Origin of the sequence: Acinetobacter sp. BMW17 (assembly GCF_001592855.1) — a bacterium.
GTDB lineage: Bacteria > Pseudomonadota > Gammaproteobacteria > Pseudomonadales > Moraxellaceae > Acinetobacter > Acinetobacter johnsonii.
On record NZ_LSOD01000047.1, the window covers coordinates 1 to 19,202 of the forward strand.

The window sequence follows — 19,202 nt, forward strand, 5'->3', positions numbered from 1 at the left end:
TTCATTCAAAGATTATGCCTGAATGTTTAAGATTCTTCGGTACAAATAATCAGCAATAGATAGGTCGTTTTTTGATTTATGAAAGAGATCTAATGATTGATAAATCCCACAAGTTCAGTGTGAATGTTCTATCGAAAAAAACATTCTGTTTTCTATATTTCAATGTATCTAATGAATATTGGCTGCTCCTCTTACCATTAATTATAAGTTCTAAGGTTGATAAAAGCAGATAATACCTCTCAATGAATGTATTCCATTTTTGTGATAGTATTGCGTGCTATCGGAAATACCTGAATAAAAATGAAGCACCGAGTTTCATTTTTCGTCCACTCCCAAAGATCCTCCTATCGGTAATGAATGCATTTCAGCTCATTACATTGTGCTGTATCGTGCTCAATAAATGGATTGATGCTTTGGCTTTGCGACATCTGATTTTCATGTAATTTCCCACATATTTCTTTGCACCGCTTCCGCTCTAAGACATAGGTTGTTCACCATGTCTTTGCAGACAAAAGCTGATAAACACTGATCAAGAGCCTGATTTTTTAATGAATACTGACAAAACCATTGAAACCCCTCAATCTCCACGAATCAGTGTTGCACCGATGATGGATTGGACATCATGATAAATTTTACCCTTTAAAAACAATTATTTATAGTATTTTTGAATTTTAGTGGCGTAAATTTGGTGTAAAATATCCAGTCATTATTATTTATTCTGATAATTTAACAGGCAGTCAAAGCTAAAAAAGTTAATAAAATATGCTTGAGATTAAAACACAGCATCCTCAAAGTCTACGAATACTTAAAAAGCAATGCTTATCTCAATTACGTGCCAAGGTGATAATCATAATTTATTGTATAGCATTCACTTGATGCAGCATAATTTGAACAGAAAATAAGGCTTCCCACAAACTAGCAGAAAGCCCTTAGCTCAATTATTTTGCAGGTTGTCCCCATTGGTTTGATTCTTGCTTTGTTTCTGAAACCAACCAAATAAATAGAGGAATAAGTCCAATAATTGTCAATGAAATAAGCATCCACCATCCAGAACGATTCACGTCATGCAGTCGGCGTGCAAGAACAGATAAGTTCGGTAGTAAAAAGACTAAATACATCAAAGCCATAATACCATTCAACCCATCATCACTTAAGTCAAGTATGGCAGCAATTATCCCTAGACCGAATCCGACAATAATCTGGAATAGGTAGAAATACCAATACTCTTTACGTCTTGCACGCCCAGAAAAATCGACATACTTCCGCATACATTTCATTGACCAGTCGAGAAGGTTATAATTTGCTTCATCTTTTAATTCTACAGCTGTGCCTGTTGATGCAGAAATTTGTTTTTTTGCTAGAGCTTGAGCTGGATACTCAAGATAAATACCAACAGCCTGACCAGACTCACTGACTTCAAAATCGACTTGCTGTCCGCGGCTTGGGGAAACATTTTCTTTCCACTCAGCACCTGTAAACTTATATCGATTATTATCTTGACCAGTAATAATCCCTTCATTTGTTTGAATACTAAAATCTAATAATGTACCTTTCATTCTGGTGCTACCCCTTAATTTAATATTTTAATTTTCATTAAAATTTCGATTTTACAAAAAAGTGTTATATTTCATTTAATCAAATTGCTATTTTAGTATTATTTCCTCACTAAAGACAATGAATTATAAGGATAAAAAATATTTTATCCTTATAATTCATTTAAAAAATATGTATGGAGTTTTGGATCATTTACAAGTCTAATATTGATTGAATTTGACTTATCCACTCGTCCAAGCATTCGACAACTGCTCAGCCTGCTTCATCACTAACTCAATCGCTTCAGCTGCTTTATCAGGTGGATACTTCCAACGCTGCAAAGTACGACGTACTAATATTTTCAGCTGAGCACGCACACTATCCCGAACCTGCCAATCCACTGTCGTTGACCTCCTAAGCTTCTCGGTAATTTCGCGGGCGATCTGCTTCAGAGTATCGTCTCCAAGCTCTCTGACAGCACTTTCATTATTCGCCAAGGCATCGTAGAAAGCGATTTCATCAGGATTCAAACCAAGTGCAGCTTCACGCTGCATCTCGGCCTGAAACTCTTTCGCCATTTGAATAAGTTCCTCAATGACCTGAGAAGTTTCAATCGCTCGGTTATTGTATTTCCTCAAGGTTTCCTGCAAACGGTCAGAGAAGCGTTTTTCCTGTACCACATTGTTTCGAGTCTTTGCTTTAATGCCGTCATTCAACAACTTTTCCAGAAGTTCAACTGCCAAATTACGGTATGGCATCTGCCGTACATCTTCCAAGAACTCATCTGAAAGCAAGCCAATATTGGGTTTATCCAAACCACACATTGCAAAGACATCTGTTACACCATCAGCAATGACAGCATTATCCAGAATCTGTTTTAGCGTACTGTCCTTTTCAGCTTGCGACAGTTTACGATCTACAGAGGTATGCTTGCTAATGACCGCTTTAATGGCTGAGTACAAGGCAATTTCTTTGTGCAGGTTCTTCGCTTCATCCAAGGTGCTGCATAAAGAGAAGGCTTTATTGATTGCCAGAACTAAATCAAGAAAACGCTTTTTACCATCCTTCAAGCTCAGCACATAGTTAGCTGCGGGGATAATCAGTCGGTGTGCCTGAGTTTCGTAAGCACTTAAATCCATGCCTACCTGTTCATTGGTTTTGGCAAACATTCCTCGTATGGCATCCATCTTTTCAGCAAGAACTGCATAGGCTTCTTCTGCACGTAAAGTCGGCTCACCTTTACCTTTCGCATCGGTATAGGTTTTTAAGGCTTGCTTCAATTCATTAGCAATGCCGATATAGTCGACAACTAGTCCACCCTGCTTATCTTTAAAGACACGATTCACACGTGCAATGGCCTGCATGAGGTTGTGCCCCTTCATCGGTTTGTCGATATACATGGTGTGCGTACACGGTGCATCAAAACCTGTAAGCCACATATCGCGTACAATCACCAGTTGTAAAGGATCGTTTACGTCCTTAAAGCGTTTCTCAAGGCGTTTTTTAGTTTGCTTATTGTAGATATGCGGCTGTAATAATGGTTTATCTGAAGCTGAACCCGTCATCACAATTTTGATTTTGCCTTTTTCAGGATCAGGGTCATGCCAATCTGGACGTAAGGCAATAATCTCATTGTAAAGGTGGACACAGATCTCGCGGCTCATGGTCACAATCATGCCTTTACCCGCCGTGGCTTCTGTACGGGCTTCAAAGTGTGCGACTAAATCAGCAGCAATCTGTTTCAGCCGTGGTGTGGCACCCACCAGCTTTTCTAGTCGGCTCCACTCACTTTTAGTCTTTTCTCGGTTACCAACATCTTCTTCATCTTCTACAACCTCATCAACTTGATCAGATAGCTCTTCGATTTCAGCCTGATTAATATCTAACTTTGCCAAGCGTGATTCGTAGTAGATTGGGACTGTTGCACCATCATCGACGGCATCCTGAATATCATAGATGGAGACATAGTCGCCAAAGACGGCTCGGGTGTCTTTATCTTCACTTGAGATTGGAGTTCCAGTAAAGCCAATAAAAGCAGCATTCTTTAAAGCATCACGCATGTGCTTGGCATAGCCGAACTTGTATGTGCCATCATTGTTTAGTTTTGCTTTCAAACCATATTGGCTACGATGTGCTTCATCTGACATCACAACAATATTATGGCGTCCATTCAATAATGGATGCTCACTCTCACCATCTAATAATGCAAACTTTTGTACTGTAGTAAAAATGATTCCACCAGACTCACGCTCAGCCAAAAGCTGTCTTAGCTCATCACGGTTATTGGCTTGTACTGGGGTTTGCTTTAATAATTCTTGAGCATTGCTAAAGGTTTCAAAGAGCTGTCCATCCAAGTCATTACGGTCAGTCACGATTAACAAGGTTGGGTTGTGCATAGCGGGCTGCTGTAAAAGTTTACCTGCATAGCAACACATGGAGATACTTTTACCCGAGCCTTGGGTATGCCACACAACGCCTGCTTTTTTGTCCCCAGTTGGATGGGCTGCTGTAATGGTCGCTTGAACCGCTTCCCTAACCGCATGGAACTGATGATAGCCTGCAATTTTCTTAATGGTCTTTTCACCATCAGTTTCAAATAGCACAAAGAATCGGATGTAATCTAGAAACAGCTCTCTATCAAAAAAACCTCGAACAACCGTTTCCAGCTCCCACTCTAAGGCAGGTTTATCATCTTCATTCTTGATCGTACGCCACGGCAAAAAACGTTCCTGATTCGCTGTGAGTGAACCGACACGTGCTGTTACACCATCACTGACTACCAAAGCTTCATTAAAGACAAACAGATCGGAGATTTCTTCTTTGTAAGTTTGCAGCTGGTTAAAGGCATCCCAGATATCTGCATTTTCATCGGTTGGGCTTTTTAGCTCCAACACGGCAAACGGAATACCATTGATAAAACAGATGATGTCAGGGCGTCGAGGTTGTTTAGTGCCTAGAATCGTAAATTGATTGACCGCAACAAAACGGTTTTGCTGCACATGGTTGAAGTCCAGCAAGAAGGCATGGTCATGTACCCAATCGTCCTGTTTCTTATACGTGACAGGCACACCTTCCAGTAACATGCGATGAAAAGCACGGTTATTGGTGATCAAGTCCAGACTTTCAGGTTTGCTCAATTTCAGTAAAACTTGTTCAAAACAGCTCACTGGCAAATGTGGATTTAAGCGTTCAAAAGCGGTCTGTAAGTCTGCTTCAATCAAAACTTGTTTATAGTCTTTGCGTAAAGGATTGCTACTGTCAGGCGCAATATCAACACCATGAACGACTTCCCAGCCATTTTCAGAGAACCATTCTAGGCATAGGTTTTCGAGTTGTGTTTCGTTCATGGATTCAATCTCAATTTTTATATTTTACTTCTGCTTGATGCTTTGAAATTTTCAGCTTGCCCATCAATTAACTCTAAACGATAGCGACGTCGATCTAATACCTCTAGAAAACCCATTTCACATCCACTTTTAACGAATATTTTACCATTTTGAATATCTAAAGAAACGCCAGTATGTCTGCACAATAGCTCTAAACGTCCTTGATTAATATTTTGGGTTTCAGCCTGAGACTTAATGGATGCAATATATCTAGCAGCACGAGGTCGCTGCTCCGCATATGCCTGTAAACTTGTAAAATCAACATATGTAAGATCAGCTGCAATTGATGCAATATTCATTGGAACAGCTTGTAATATTGCTTCTTGTAACTTTCCAGCAAACTCAAATGCACTCGGTCTGATCATGTAAATATTAGTATTATCAATTAGAAGATCAAAATCTGTATCCAATTTAAATATTTTATCCTCTACTATTTTCAAACTATCATCACAAATCCTAACTAATTTATTTTTCAAAACACCCTTAAACTGGATTGCTCTACGTAAAGCAGTCAATTTTTTACCTGACTGATCAGTGAATCTAGCAAAATAGCAAAATATCTCTGTTGTATTATCGAGAGCATTGGAATTTATTGTTATATTTGTTGCCTCATGCAAGCCTTTCATTGTTTGAGCTAATTCATTGGATAAAGGTAAATATAAATATTCAATCCCAGCATGTTTTTCAGATGGCTGATAAATATTAAGATTTGGACTATGATTCTGCATTATATCTAAAGTATTAGAGACCATTTCTAGTAATGCAGTTTGTACAGTAATATCTATCGGTACTACTTCAAAACATTGTTGATTATTAGGTTCAACTTCTCTGCCTACACCAAATTCAATACACGTTACATTATTTAAATCAAAATCCAGCGCCACAATTATATCTCCAGAAAAACTGTATTACTTAACCGATAAGCTATTATCGAGTCCCCTTTTGAAACTATAGCTCTCTTTGTTATCAATACTTGAGGAACTTTCCCACTTACAGAATTATTATCGTCTATTGGACAAATTGTAAAAATTTGATAGCCCACGATTGCAAAAATTATATTCATGTAATGTAAGTTCAAATGTAAAAATAAAAAAAACACAAAAAACAAAGCTACTACAGTTGTCCAAACATCTCGCATACTCTCTATACCGACAGAGTAGAACGGTAGCAAAGTTGCAAACAGGTATACCAGAATATGATCCTTATGGTCATCTGCTGTCCCAACCTCAAGTGTCCGTTTATCATTGTTCTTTTTAGCTAATGAAATTCTAAGCCATAAAAAAAAATTAGGAACAATAACAAATAAAGCACAAATAGGTATCAGGTATAAATCTGATACTTTTTCATTTCCCCTTAACGCCCATAGAATAAATAATGGTGAAAAACTACTTAACACCATCATTACACGTATAAATCCTAGGGTTTCAATTCTACTATTTATCATCTTTAAACCTCACTAATTAGGTTAAAACCTCCAACTCACCCGATAATAACTTCGGCAATAAAGTATCTCTTAAATTAATTAAACTCTGATTTTCTTCTGCTTTTAATGAAATTTCATCATATAGCGTTTTAGCTGTTTTAGTATAAACAGTAACTACTTTTTCATCTGAGCAAATAAAATTAATTTCTCTGAAGTTTTTCTTACTTATTTCCAGAAATGTCGTACCTGATGCACGTCCTTTGATTTCAGCCATATTAGCTTCACACCACTGAATTAAATATTCAGCCGAATATTTCGTATTTGGCAAAATTGCTATATAGCCTTGGTTAATAGCTACTTCAATTTTAGCTAGAGCCAAATAACCAACTGGTGCACGGGATGACATCAACACCGTATTTTTTGGTAATAATCCTGAGCTAATTTTTTTCAGTCCAGTATCAGTTAGTTTTCTTTCTGTATTTAACAGAATTTTATCTGTTAAATTTGATAAGTCTTTAGGTGTTGTCCAATAATGAATTCCATTATCCCAAAAATCAGCGTTTTTAGTTGAAGGCGTCCCTCCTCCAACTGCTTGGACTTGTTCTCCAACTGTTGAAACCTCCCACCCCTTCGGCACTTCCCCTAACTCACTTTCTACGAACTCTTCAGGAAACAGTGCGGCAGTCGCTTGTAACTCTGCAAAGTCACCTTCAGGCATTTGCTGAATCTCGTCTTCACTTTTACCGCTAATAATACACATCGCAGCAAGTTCAGAATCTTTGCCTTCTTGTTTTGCTGCAATTTTGGCACGGACAGGATCGAAGTCGACAAACCAACTTTTAAAGAGGGCTTGGGCAATAGATTCTAAAGTTTGGTTGATTTGGTTGTTGAGATGGATTTTGTCATCTAGATCAGAAAGGATTTTTGCTATTTGTTTTTGCTCGTCAATATTTAGAGGCACCAAAATAGATGCTTTATGCAAATGATTCCGATTAACCCCAGGAACTGCTGCTTTATCACTGAATTGCAAGTAATTAATAGTTTTCAAAAAATAATAAATGAACTTTGGATGATTCCCTTTAAAGTCCTTTACATAAAGCGTCGTGTTAAGCGGCCAGAAATCATCCTTAATGTAAAAAACTTCTCCAATTGTTCCATATCGCCCAGTTATCACACCAGGCCCTTTAACCTTTGCCTCGTCATGACAATCAGATAGTCCAGCAGAAGAAATGAGTGGAACATGTCCTGCTACTCGTTGTTTTTTAGGTAAATCATATCCACGTTTTAGCTCAATGAGATCACCTAATAGCATATGACTCCAACTAGCATTCACACCTCACCCCCAAACTCTTTCTTAATCGCCCAATAGCCTCGCGTTCCATCTACACGCTCAAGCCAACCCGTATCTTTTAAATGATTCAAATGCTTTTTTACTGCTGACTCATTAATATCGAGCTGCTCTGCCATATAGCGATAGGAAACTTTCGGGTTGTGCTGAATTAAAACCAAGATCTCTTTTTGCCGATCTGTCAGCATACTCTCTTGGATTGAGCCACCGATTGAGCCACCGATTGAGCCACCTACTTGCTCAGTCGAAGGACGATAAAACTCCCAATCGACAAAATCACCTTGTGCTTTCAATTGAGGTTCGGCATTACCTGCCTGTAAACATAGATCTTTAATACGAGCAATCCCACTGCCCCACTGCTCGATATAACCCAATTCTTTAAACACACGAGCCAAGACACGGTTACGAATCTCTGAACGACCTTGTGCCAAATCTTCTTCAGTCAGTCCATTTGGCAATCCACCTGGCGATACGATATTCAAAATGTCATCATAAATGCCAACCTTGATATCACGCCCTGCATTGCTATAGTCACGATGCAACACTGCATTCACCAAGGCTTCACGAATGGCTGGGATTGGAATTTCATAACTTTCTGTACGTTGTAACCCTAAAATTTCAGCACGTAGATGCAGATGGTTTTTGATGAATTGCTCTGTTTGCTTTAACTGACTAAATAAGTCTCCACGGTATTCTTTTTTATCCAAAAACACCGTCATGGTCGTGCCTTTAAAGCGGCTACATTTAATCTCAACCTGCTCATAAAGCCCCAACAAAATGAGTAACCCATGACTTGGGTAATCCTGTCCATTCTGCTGAATGATCAATTTAAGATTACGCATTTTCTGCAAAGACAATTCTTTACCTACCCCAGTAAAGGCTTGTTGTAAAGGTTGTAAATCGATGTCATCTAAACTGTATTGTGGATTCGGCTGTTCATCAAAAGTTTGGTTCAGACGTTGCAATTCAAGTTGCTGGATATACTCAGGCGATGCCAAACGATTGCTTGCACCTAAACGGATATACGTCCCCTGTGCCTTGCCTTGCGGCTTGAGATAATAAGGCAACAATGAACCACGACTGACTTCAATCACCAGCAACTCAATGCCTTGGATATTCTCGATATAGATATACGGCAGAATATTGGGCGCACACAGTTCATTGATCATCGAAGTGATCTGATCTTGCAACTCAAAAATATCATCTTGAATACCTACGAGTTGGCGATCATCACTTACACCAACTACCAGCTTACCACCACTGGTATTGGCAAAAGCAATCAGGGTCTTTGCCACCTGTTGCCCTTTCGGTAACTGCTCTTTAAATTCAAGAGTTTGACTTTCACCCTTCTGAATTTCTTGCAATAAAGGATGATCAGAACTCATAGCCCAAGCCCTTTAGATTCTTTTTAATCTCACTTTCCAAGACCGCACTTTCAGCAAATTGCTCTTTGAGCTGAGCAGTCAAACGTAACATTTTCTCAGCGAATGGCTCGCCATCATCTTCCTGCTCGACTGCACCCACATAACGTCCCGGAGTCAGTACGTAGTCATGCTTCTGAATATCTTTTAACTCAGCAGAGAAGCAGAAACCTTTCTCATCTTGATACGCTTCGCCTTCAAAGTTTTCACCTTGTTGCCAAGCATGTAAAGCATTGGTGATTTTAGCAATATCCGCATCGGTAAAGTCACGTAGCACACGATCTTTCATATAGCCCAAATTACGGGCATCGATAAACAGGGTCTTGCCTTCACGGTTGGCTTTCTTTTTATCTAAAGACAAGCCATTCTTTTTGTCCTTGGTTAGAAACCAGATACAGGCTGGAATTTGCGTGTTGGTGAACAGTTGTCCTGGTAATGCGACAATACATTCCACCAGATCGGCTTCAATCAGGTTCTTACGGATCTCACCTTCATTATTGGTATTTGAGCTCATCGAACCATTGGCAAGTAGCAATGCCATACTGCCTGTAGGTGACAAATGGTGCAGCATGTGTTGCATCCAAGCAAAGTTAGCATTACCTTGTGGCGGTGTACCATACTTCCAGCGCACATCATTTTCTAGAGAAGCATGCCACCAATCCTTGATATTAAAAGGCGGATTGGCCATAACAAAGTCAGCACGCAAGTCTGGATGCTGATCCTCTAAAAAGCTGTCTGCATTCTTTTTACCGAAATTAAAATCAATCCCACGAATCGCCATGTTCATAGCAGCCAATTTCCATGTGGTCGGGTTGCTTTCCTGCCCATAAATAGAAATATGCTTTTTCTGTTCGGAGGCTTTGTAATGCTTTTCCTGAGCATGCTGTTCAATGAACTTTTCACTGGATACGAAGAATCCACCTGAACCCATTGCAGGGTCATACACACGACCTTTATAAGGCTGCAACATTTCAACGATCAAGGTGACGATGCTTTTAGGCGTATAGTACTGACCACCCTGCTTGCCTTCAGCCAAGGCAAACTGTCCCAAAAAGTATTCGTAAACATGCCCGAGAATATCTTTACTGTGCAGACTGAGTTTTTCACCATTATATTCAGGCTTAGTAAAGCTGGTGTCAGAGAAGGTATTGATCAGATCAAGTAGCTTGTCATTGTCCAGCTGGTACTGACCAATGCGATTCAGGATACCTTTAAGCTTTGGATTGGCTTTTTCAATTTCATCTAAAGCATTGTCAATCAGCCATGATACCGAACGCAGTTTGACGTCTGCACCTTGTTCATCCTGCCAAATGATTGAGCCAATTGGTAAAGCGGCTGCATCACGGATATTTGACCAGCGGCCTGCTTTTGGCACCCAAAACACGTTTTTTTCTTGGTAGTAATCCAGTATTTCTAGTTCGTCAGCAATAGCCTGTTGGTATTCTTCATCGCTATCATAGTGATCACGTGCCATGTAGTAGATATTGTTGTCATCATGATGAGCGAATAAAGTCTTGAGCTCAGACTGTCGTTCATCAAAGGCATCAGAAACGTACTTTAAGAAAATCAACCCTAGAACAATATGCTTATAGTTGGCTGCATCTAGACTGCTGCGTAATTTATCGGCGGCTTTCCAAAGCTTGTCATCTAAGTCATTTAGAAACTTTTGTTCCAATGAATGCATTTTATTTCCTCAATCCAAGATCAACCGCTTTGGTTTTATACTTAATGTTAAACAATGTTGCTAAGTTAGCATATCTGCGACCTATTAAAAGTCATGCACTTAACAAAAAAATAGAGATTAATTAAGTCTTGTCATTTTAACGGGATAACTATAGCTAAAATAGTACTTTGACAACTCCCACGACTAATACTGTCGTAAAAAAAAAGAGCAACCTAGAAAGCTGCTCTTTTCCAACTAATCGATTAGTTGACGGGTCTGACTGATTGCTGCAACCCCTGCTGAATATCCTGCACAAACCCTTCATGCGAAGCTTGTTGCTCCACCGCCCGGTTCTGTTCTTGTTCAGGATAGTATTCCTCCAGCACCTCTAACCCTTCCTCTGCATGCACCTCAAATTTGGCATTGGCGAAACCCTTCCTTGCGGTAAAGTCTAATGATTCTATGAATACACCTAACTTTTTCAACTAACTACAAATGTGTTGCACTTGGGATTTGAATCTGCGACTTTAAAAAATATTCATCTTATATTTTATACTTATTTTACGCAAAATTTACGATAATTTTATTATATATCAATAAATTAAACCATAACATACATTACTTCAATGACTACTAATTTAAAGTGTTATGAAAAAATTATACCATCTACTTTTTAGCCTTATACCGCTCTATTCAAGTTATGCTTTTGCTACTGGAGATGAAAGCTCTCCCGCTTTAAGCTTTTCAGGTAATGTATCATTGGCCAGCGACTACCGCTGGCGCGGCCAAACGCAAACCCAGAATGATCCGGCCTTGCAGGGAAACTTTGTTTTAAGCCATGCTTCAGGATTTTATCTTGCTGCATTTGCATCGAATGTTGATTTTGATGACGAAGTAAATTTAGAACTGGATCCCCAGATCGGCTATACAGCGCCAATCGCGCTAGGTTCAATCCATCCTGCAGTTGATCTTGGCATGCTGCGCTACAATTACATCGGCAACAGCGATTTAAATTATAATGAATACTATTTCAAAATGATCTTTAATGCGTTGCTGCATCAGAACGATAGCTTTACACCAAGCATAAGCTATACCTATAACTATGGCGGCAAAGCTGCCAGTGACAGTATAGGTAAAGATATCTCAAATTGGTATTTTAATGTCTTATATGCTACACCGATTGCTCAAACTAATTTTGGCACAAATGTTAGCTTAGGTTATTCCAAAGCAAATCAGGACATTTATGGTTCTGAAGCAAAAGACCATTTTTTTGATTGGAAAATTGGTGCAACTTACCGCTATAAGCCAATGGGAATAAATGCAGAATTAGCAGCGGTTGGTAGTAATTTAAAAACCAAAGACTTTACAAGTCAAAATAAAAAAGGGGTAAAAACTGAAGCAGTATTCACCCTGACTAAATCTTTTTAAAAGTTAAATGCCAATAGTATCAGCAATACTATTGGCATAATTATTTTACTTGAGTGATTTCAATATATGATCTATCTCACTTCGATTAAAACCTCTTTCTTTAAAAATAGTATGAATTATTTTTTTCATACTTTTTGACGCATACTGGTATTTCTTTACTAAAATGTCAGAATCAATTTCCTGTAAACTATACTTCAAATATAATTCTTCATTGAGCTTCTGATTTCTAGCATCATCTTCATTATTTATCGTGTTATACATTTTTAAGCAGTTAAATATCCCAATGTTGTTCGATCAAAGTAATTTGGCTGTACATATACTGATGCTCAGCACGTTTAACTGCACACCATAATTCCATAAATCTTTTGCCGAGATATTTTTGCAAAACAGTATTCCGGTGAAAAAATGTTAAAGCATCCAGCTGATTCGTACTTAAAAAGTGCGGCTGATGTTTATTTTTTATCTGAGTGGCTTGCTGTGGAATTTCTAGATTCTGTGTCAACCCATGCAGTGTGCCGATCAAAATCAGGGCTGCAGTTAAATAAGGATTGCAATCCGCACCTGCAACACGATATTCCAAGCGTTGATTTTCATTGTCCGAACATGGTATGCGAATGGCCACATTGCGGTTATTCATGCCCCAATTAGCTTCTAAGGGCACATGGTTTCCAGCTTTAAACCGGCGGAATGAGTTTACATTCGGGGCAAGCACCGCCATGGACGGCGGCAGCAAGACTATCAGCCCGCTGATCGCCTTTAATAATTGCCGTGACGGTAAAGGATTCTGCTTCATGCTGAAAATATTCTGCTGGTCTTGATTTAACAAACTCATGTGAAAGTGCATGCCGCTGCCCGCTTTATTCAGATCAGGCTTAGCCAAAAAGCTTGCATGTAACCCATGTTCTACAGCGACTTGCTTAATGGTGCGCTTTAGCATCATGATCTGATCGCATAGCTTCAAAATATCACCGCTATGCTGAATATTAATTTCGTATTGCCCGGAAGATGATTCCGAGACTAAGCCTGTAATCTGAATCCCCTGCAAAAGGGCAATCCGTTCAATTTCATCCAGAACGTCTTGATATTTATCTTGCGCATTCACATCAAAACATTGATTTAAATAAATCTGATTGGAGCCAGATTTTTCATTGCTGTCAAATAAATAAAACTCCAATTCTACGGCCATGCAAGGATAAAAGTTTTGATCATGCAGCGCTCTTAAACTTTTTTTTAAAATATTGCGCGGTTCAACTTCGCAATCTTGATGATTGTCATCTTTCATGGTTAGGAATAACTGTGCCTTGGACTCTGGATTTAAAGCGCAGGGCTGCAGGCTTCCCAATATAGGTTTACATAAATAATCCGGCTCACCGATCGATTTTCCTAAACCCGATTCTTCAATCACTTCTCCATCAAGACTCATGGCATAAATAGACATTGGGAAATAACAGCCTTGTGCAATATTTTTTAGACCGACAATATCTATGCGCTTGCCGCGGACATGACCATTCAGATCGTGCAGGCAAATCTCAACATGACGGGTATTGGGATAGCGCTGCAGATAGTTTTCGATTTCTTCTGAAAATAGAATATCTTCAATATCGCAGCATTGACGCGCAGATGGCATGGATTCAGGGACCGCTTTTTCGTCAGCTATATTATGTCTAGCCATGAGTAAATTACTCATTATTTTGTCCTGTTAAATATTAACAATGATCAAAATAAAACAAGTTCTACCGAATGTAACGTAAATAAACCGTAAAAAAGCACCCAACTAATATGATTATTTTTTAAACTATTAAAACCACGAAAAAGCTAATTTAAAATAAGTTAAAACATAAAAATAACAATAGATCTCTTTCATAAATCAAAAAACGATCTTCTTTTTGGTTAATATTTGCACTCCGGATTTCTTGGCATTCGTGCATAATCTGCGGATGAAATACATCGATTCAAACAAGCTTTCTGATCCTCAGTTCAAGCGATACACAGGCATCTCATGGTCAACTTTCTATTTGATGGTTGAGCAATTGCAGAAGCATGTCTCTGCCAAAGACAGACCGCCCAAGTTAAGCCTGGAGGATCAGGTTCTGCTCTGTCTGAGCTATTGGCGGGAATACCGAACCTTATTTCACGTTGCGACGAGTTACGGGGTTTCAGAGCCCACAGCCTCAAGAATTGTCCGTCATGTTGAAGACTGCCTGCTTCGGTCCAATCTGTTTAATTTACCCAAAGATTTACCCGAGGGCGAAGGCATCGACTGGAATGTTGTGATCGTGGATGCCACGGAAATTCCAATCCAAAGGCCTAAAAAAACAGAAGAAAAGCTATAGCGGCAAAAAAAAGACCCATACCTTTAAAGTACAAGCCATGATTCACTACAAAACTCAGCAAATTCTGAGTTTATGTGCCAGTCGCGGGGCAGTGCATGATTTCGAGTTGTTCAAACGCAATTTAAACCAGATTCCTTTTGGGGCTTTTATCCTGGCAGATAAAGGCTATCAGCGGATTTATGTGTTGTATCCGAATAGCCTGTTGCCATTAAAAGCCAAAAGACACTGTAAATTGGATCCTGAATTGAAAATCTATAATCAAGAAATCAATAAAAGATGAATCGGAATTGAGCATGTATTTGGCAACCTGAAAACCTTCAAAATCCTTGCTGAGCGTTATCGAAATAGATGTAAAAGGCTTAGTTTGAGATTCAATTTAATCGCTGGAATCTACAACTTGGAACTGAGCAAAAAATGATTTATGAAAGAGGTCTAATTACTCATGTAAAATAAATGGCATATTTAATATTAATAAATCTTCAAAAATCGCAAACCCACTCCCGGTTCAGTAATAATATATTTAGGCTGCACAGCATTATCATTTAACTTCACTCTTAATTTAGCCACCAGAATCCGTAAATAATGCGTATCTTCTTGGTGCGTTGGCCCCCACAGCTCTTTCAATATTTGCGGCTGAGTAATCAATTGGCCTTTATTTTTCGCCAATAAATTCAGCAGCTGATATTCTTTGCGTGTTAAGGAGAGCAATTGTTGATTTAAAAAAACCTGCCGTTTGGAAAAATCGATTTTTAATACGCCATCATCAAAAATTACAGTATCAACAGTACTATGCTGGTGCTGCCTAAGCAGTACACGAATGCGCGCCACCAGCTCCTGAACACTAAACGGCTTGGTGACATAATCATTTGCGCCAGCATCCAGAAGCTTCACTTTTTCTTCTTCATTTGCCCGCACAGACAGCACTATCACTGGAACGTGCGACCATGTGCGAAGCTCAGACAAAACCTCATAACCATCCAAATCTGGCAAACCCAAATCGAGGATCACTAAATCTGCGCCTTGCAAAGCTAGGAGTTCCAAACCCTTTTGGCCATTTTCAGCCAAAAGGGTTTTATAGCCTTGCGCTCTGAGTGCTATATCCAAGAATTTTCGAATCTGATTTTCATCATCAATAATCAAGACATTGGTCATGGAGCTGGCTGATTCATTCTGTTCTGGCATTTTCCCACCTAAAAGCTGCTAGATGCTTTAAGTAATTTGCTGAATAGGAAGCTGTATGCGGATACATGTTCCTTGATTGTTCTTGCCTGATGATGCCATGATTTTCCCCATATGCGCACCCACAATCGCTTTCACAATCGTCAAGCCCAAGCCTGTACCATATTGCCCGCGGTCACCGCGCTGCATGGTATAAAACATGTCAAAAATGCGTTCCCGCTCACCTTCCGGGATACCCTGCCCCTTATCAGTTATGGCAATTTCGATCTCATTTTCATTCACCTGCTGCACCTCAATCATCACAGCTTTATTCTCTGGTGAAAATTTTACGGCATTTTCCAGCACATTAAAAATGGCCTGTTCAATCAAGGCGGCATGTACAAATAAACTCAAAGATTCTTGAGGCGCATGCACTTCAACCAATGCATCTGGCATATAACGGTTTAAACGGCGCACTGCTGAACCGATCAGTTCATCAACTCCAATCCAGTCCCGCTTCAAGCTTAAGCCTTCATGGCCTAAACGGGTCATATCCAGTAGGTTTTGAATATAGCGGTCTAAACGTTCCCCCTCTAAATGAATCGCTTCCAGCAAGCTGTCCTGATCATTTTCATTCATGGAATGGCGGTAAGTGCTCAAAGTATCCGCTGCTCCAATCATCGACGCCAAAGGCGAGCGTAAATCGTGCGATACGGATGATAATAATGCCGAGCGCAATTTTTCCGTTTCAGAATTCACATTGGCTATTTCCAAAGCCTTGGTCAGCTGGGTGCGGAAAATCGCCTGCGCAAGATACTCTACCATGAGTTCAGCGAGCTGTTTTTGCTCCGTATTGATTACTGCTTGCACATCTTTAAGTTTCAACCCCACCACGCCTAAGCATTGCTTGGAAGCCAATAAGGGCAAAAACCACCACTCATTTTCCGTCAAGGTTTGGGTAAAGCGACCGGACGGTTGATGGTTTTTGAATGTCCAATCGGCTGAAATTTTTTCTTTATTACTCATGATAGTGGATGATGCTTGAGTTGCTGCAGTATCTGGGAAATACAGCCAGACATCTGCATTGAGATTTTTACGCAGGCTATGTTCAGCAATCTCCTTGATTTGTGCCAAATCTAATGCTGTGGACAGCTTCTGCCCTAAATCCTGCATAATACTGTTATAACTGTTCGCCGTTTTGAGTGCAGTCACCTGTTCTTTCAAACGTGACGCTAATCGGCTCGAAATTAAAGCCGCGCCCAAAAATGCAATCACGGTGACAATCCCCTGATGTGCAGAAATCTGAAATGTAAATTGCGGGGAAATAAAGAAAAAATTATAAGCTAGAAAGAATAGGATGGCTGAAAAAGCTGCAGCCAGCATCCGTGTTTTTGATGCCACAAAAACCACAGCGGTGATAAAAATCACCGAAAGATCTTCAATCCCTAAATACTTTTCCCCTAAGCTTGCAATCACAATGCTGATGACCGTGGTGGCTAGTACGTACTGTATTTCTCTCAGCGACAAGAATGCCCTTTGAGTGAAAAAGGACAGATGCTTATTCTCTGCAATAATCGGCACAATACTGAGTTCAAAACTGGGCCGGTATTGCAGTAATTGATCAATCAAATTGAGCCTTAAATTCAGCGAAAACTTTTGCGGAGCCGCTTGCGCTAAAACTAAGGTTGAAATGCCGCGGTCCATCACATAATCAAATAAAGTTTTAGCATGTTGCTGGCCGTAAAGGACTTCTGTCATTCCGCCCATTTGACGCGTTAAGTTTAAAGCCCGTTCTATTTCACGGCTTTGCGAGTTTTCCTGTTTATTCATGATTTGCGTATCATGAGAAAAAGCAACAACCGTCCAGTTTGCCGCACGATGCTCGGCAATACGGCATCCAGTCCGAACTAAAGCTTCAGAATGCCCTTTGCCATCAATCATAATTAAGACATGATTTTTTAAGGGGATTTGAGCAAGCCCTTGAATGGCGAAATTTTCGCGTACATCATTATCAACATAATTGGCAACGGTTTGCATTGCCAGTTCACGCAGTGCCGTTAAGTTGGAGCTGTTGAAAAATCGCTGTAAGGCCTGTTCCGCCTGCTCAGGCACATAAACCTTCCCTTGGTTTAAGCGCTCCAACAGCTCATTCACAGGCAAATCAATTAAGCGGATATCTCTAATCCGTTCGAACACCCGGTCTGGCACGGTTTCAGTGACACGAATCCCAGTGATTTGATATACCACATCATTCAAACTTTCCAAATGCTGAATGTTCATGGTGGTAAAAACATCAATACCAGCATCTAATAATTCATTGATGTCTTGCCAGCGTTTTTCATGACGGCTGCCGGGCATATTAGTGTGGGCAAATTCATCCACCAAAACAATACTGGGCTTTTTATCCAAAACGGCATCTAGATTCATTTCCTCCAGATGCTGCCCTTGATATTCAATAGCCTTGCGCGGAATTATATCTAAACCAGAAATTAAATTTTCAGTTTCTCTACGGCCATGCGTTTCTACATAGCCAATGACGATATTAATACCCTGCAGCGCCAGTTCATGCGCACGAACCAGCATGGCAAAGGTCTTTCCCACGCCCGGAGCTGCGCCTAAAAAAATCGTCAGCCGCCCAGACTGATAACGCTGTGTATGTTGCAGCAAAACATCGGCTTTATTGGTTCGTGGATCAGTCATAGAAGTAATCTTTATTTATTGCTTTAAAAGATGTTTTTAAATTCATTTAAATGCGTCTAAAGTCAGCTTGGCTATTGCTGGGCAATATGGATGCCACCGTTGGGCGGAGGTATAGAACATCCCCTCGCCCAACAATCGTATATAACTTAATTCAGATTATTCAATAGCTTTCAATCACTATATTTTAATCATCAAGCCATTCATATCACTTCCCGCCCCGATCCAAAGCCAAATTCAATTCAAGCACATTGACACGTGCCTGCCCTAAAATCCCAAAAATCGGCTGAACCGTATGCGACTGAATCAGTTTTTCGATATTCTGTTCAGGCATATGCCGTGCATGGGCAATCCGCTTCACTTGAATCATGGCTGATTGCACGCTAATTTCAGGGTCGATGCCGCTGCCTGAAGCGGTGACCAGATCCGCAGGAATTTTAGATTTTTCAATCTGTTCCTTCGCTGCGATTCGATTCAGCCGTTCCTCTATGGCTTTCTGCAGTTCAGGATTGGTTCTCGCCATGTTGCTTCCGGCCATCGCCATAGGATCATAATTTGCGGCAGATGGACGCGGATGGAAATATTGAACTTGGGCAAAAGGCTGTGCCACTAAGCGTGAACCGATCACTTGATTATTTTCGACAATCAAGCTGCCGTTGGCTTGTTTTGGAAAGAGCATTTGTCCTAAGCTGGTTGCAGCAGCACTATATACAAAGCCGCATAAGCCTAGAGCAATGATGGTCATTCCAAACGAAGCGCGCAGTTTCTCACCCCATGATGAGTCTGCCAATTGATGATTTTGCATATTCACT

The 19,202-nt window shown here is 40.0% G+C and carries 16 protein-coding genes; 3 read left to right on the forward strand and 13 right to left on the reverse strand.

Annotated elements, in window-relative coordinates:
• Positions 1-938: 938 nt before the first annotated feature.
• The 8 genes from AXW61_RS14815 to AXW61_RS14850 all read right to left on the reverse strand — a co-directional run bounded on the left by AXW61_RS14815 (position 939) and on the right by AXW61_RS14850 (position 11,259).
• Positions 939-1,556 carry a DUF805 domain-containing protein gene (locus AXW61_RS14815; RefSeq protein WP_004281638.1) on the reverse strand — a complete coding sequence of 206 codons (618 nt, stop codon included), beginning with the start codon at positions 1,554-1,556 and terminating at the stop codon, positions 939-941.
• A 219-nt stretch (positions 1,557-1,775) separates the two neighbouring features.
• The gene (locus AXW61_RS14820; protein WP_062034920.1) at positions 1,776-4,880 is read right to left on the reverse strand and encodes a type I restriction endonuclease subunit R; all 3,105 of its coding nucleotides are present in this window, start codon (positions 4,878-4,880) and stop codon (positions 1,776-1,778) included.
• A gap of 17 nt (positions 4,881-4,897) precedes the next feature.
• Positions 4,898-5,803, reverse strand: a complete 906-nt coding sequence (locus AXW61_RS14825; protein ID WP_062034921.1) for a Kiwa anti-phage protein KwaB-like domain-containing protein — start codon at positions 5,801-5,803, stop codon at positions 4,898-4,900.
• A 2-nt stretch (positions 5,804-5,805) separates the two neighbouring features.
• Positions 5,806-6,363 carry a hypothetical protein gene (locus AXW61_RS14830; protein ID WP_062034923.1) on the reverse strand — a complete coding sequence of 186 codons (558 nt, stop codon included), beginning with the start codon at positions 6,361-6,363 and terminating at the stop codon, positions 5,806-5,808.
• A gap of 16 nt (positions 6,364-6,379) precedes the next feature.
• Positions 6,380-7,675 carry a restriction endonuclease subunit S gene (locus tag AXW61_RS14835; protein ID WP_240487479.1) on the reverse strand — a complete coding sequence of 432 codons (1,296 nt, stop codon included), beginning with the start codon at positions 7,673-7,675 and terminating at the stop codon, positions 6,380-6,382.
• A complete protein-coding gene (locus tag AXW61_RS14840) occupies positions 7,672-9,075 on the reverse strand; it encodes a helix-turn-helix domain-containing protein (protein WP_062034925.1) in 1,404 nt (467 codons plus the stop codon). The genes AXW61_RS14835 and AXW61_RS14840 overlap by 4 nt, the downstream gene beginning before the upstream one ends.
• Positions 9,065-10,795, reverse strand: a complete 1,731-nt coding sequence (locus tag AXW61_RS14845) for a class I SAM-dependent DNA methyltransferase (RefSeq protein WP_053579583.1) — start codon at positions 10,793-10,795, stop codon at positions 9,065-9,067. Before AXW61_RS14845 ends, AXW61_RS14840 begins: the two co-directional genes overlap by 11 nt.
• A gap of 242 nt (positions 10,796-11,037) precedes the next feature.
• Positions 11,038-11,259, reverse strand: a complete 222-nt coding sequence (locus AXW61_RS14850) for a hypothetical protein (RefSeq protein WP_062034927.1) — start codon at positions 11,257-11,259, stop codon at positions 11,038-11,040.
• A 163-nt stretch (positions 11,260-11,422) separates the two neighbouring features.
• On the opposite strand from AXW61_RS14850, the gene AXW61_RS14855 reads away from it, so the two are divergent.
• Entirely contained in the window at positions 11,423-12,202 is a 780-nt protein-coding gene (locus tag AXW61_RS14855; RefSeq protein ID WP_004692349.1) for a TorF family putative porin, read from the forward strand.
• A gap of 45 nt (positions 12,203-12,247) precedes the next feature.
• Here AXW61_RS14855 and AXW61_RS17935 read toward each other — a convergent pair whose 3' ends face one another.
• Both AXW61_RS17935 and AXW61_RS14865 read right to left on the reverse strand, forming a co-directional pair.
• The gene (locus AXW61_RS17935) at positions 12,248-12,463 is read right to left on the reverse strand and encodes a hypothetical protein (RefSeq protein ID WP_004692350.1); all 216 of its coding nucleotides are present in this window, start codon (positions 12,461-12,463) and stop codon (positions 12,248-12,250) included.
• Positions 12,464-12,473: 10 nt separating this feature from the next.
• A complete protein-coding gene (locus AXW61_RS14865; protein ID WP_062034929.1) occupies positions 12,474-13,889 on the reverse strand; it encodes a glutamine synthetase family protein in 1,416 nt (471 codons plus the stop codon).
• 331 nt (positions 13,890-14,220) lie between these two features.
• Between AXW61_RS14865 and AXW61_RS17900 the strand changes: the two genes are divergently transcribed.
• Positions 14,221-14,535, forward strand: a complete 315-nt coding sequence (locus tag AXW61_RS17900) for a transposase family protein (RefSeq protein ID WP_026057330.1) — start codon at positions 14,221-14,223, stop codon at positions 14,533-14,535.
• Positions 14,483-14,815 (forward strand): transposase, encoded by a 333-nt coding sequence (locus AXW61_RS14870; protein ID WP_004692353.1) that lies wholly within the window; start codon positions 14,483-14,485, stop codon positions 14,813-14,815. The genes AXW61_RS17900 and AXW61_RS14870 overlap by 53 nt, the downstream gene beginning before the upstream one ends.
• A gap of 188 nt (positions 14,816-15,003) precedes the next feature.
• Here the strand turns inward: AXW61_RS14870 and AXW61_RS14875 are convergent, their stop codons facing one another.
• The 3 genes from AXW61_RS14875 to kdpC form a co-directional block, all read right to left on the reverse strand.
• The gene (locus tag AXW61_RS14875) at positions 15,004-15,717 is read right to left on the reverse strand and encodes a response regulator (RefSeq protein ID WP_004692355.1); all 714 of its coding nucleotides are present in this window, start codon (positions 15,715-15,717) and stop codon (positions 15,004-15,006) included.
• Between the two features lie 27 nt (positions 15,718-15,744).
• The gene (locus AXW61_RS14880) at positions 15,745-18,393 is read right to left on the reverse strand and encodes a sensor histidine kinase KdpD (protein ID WP_062034931.1); all 2,649 of its coding nucleotides are present in this window, start codon (positions 18,391-18,393) and stop codon (positions 15,745-15,747) included.
• A 205-nt stretch (positions 18,394-18,598) separates the two neighbouring features.
• The gene (gene kdpC, locus AXW61_RS14885; protein WP_010589477.1) at positions 18,599-19,195 is read right to left on the reverse strand and encodes a potassium-transporting ATPase subunit KdpC; all 597 of its coding nucleotides are present in this window, start codon (positions 19,193-19,195) and stop codon (positions 18,599-18,601) included.
• Positions 19,196-19,202 lie beyond the last annotated feature (7 nt).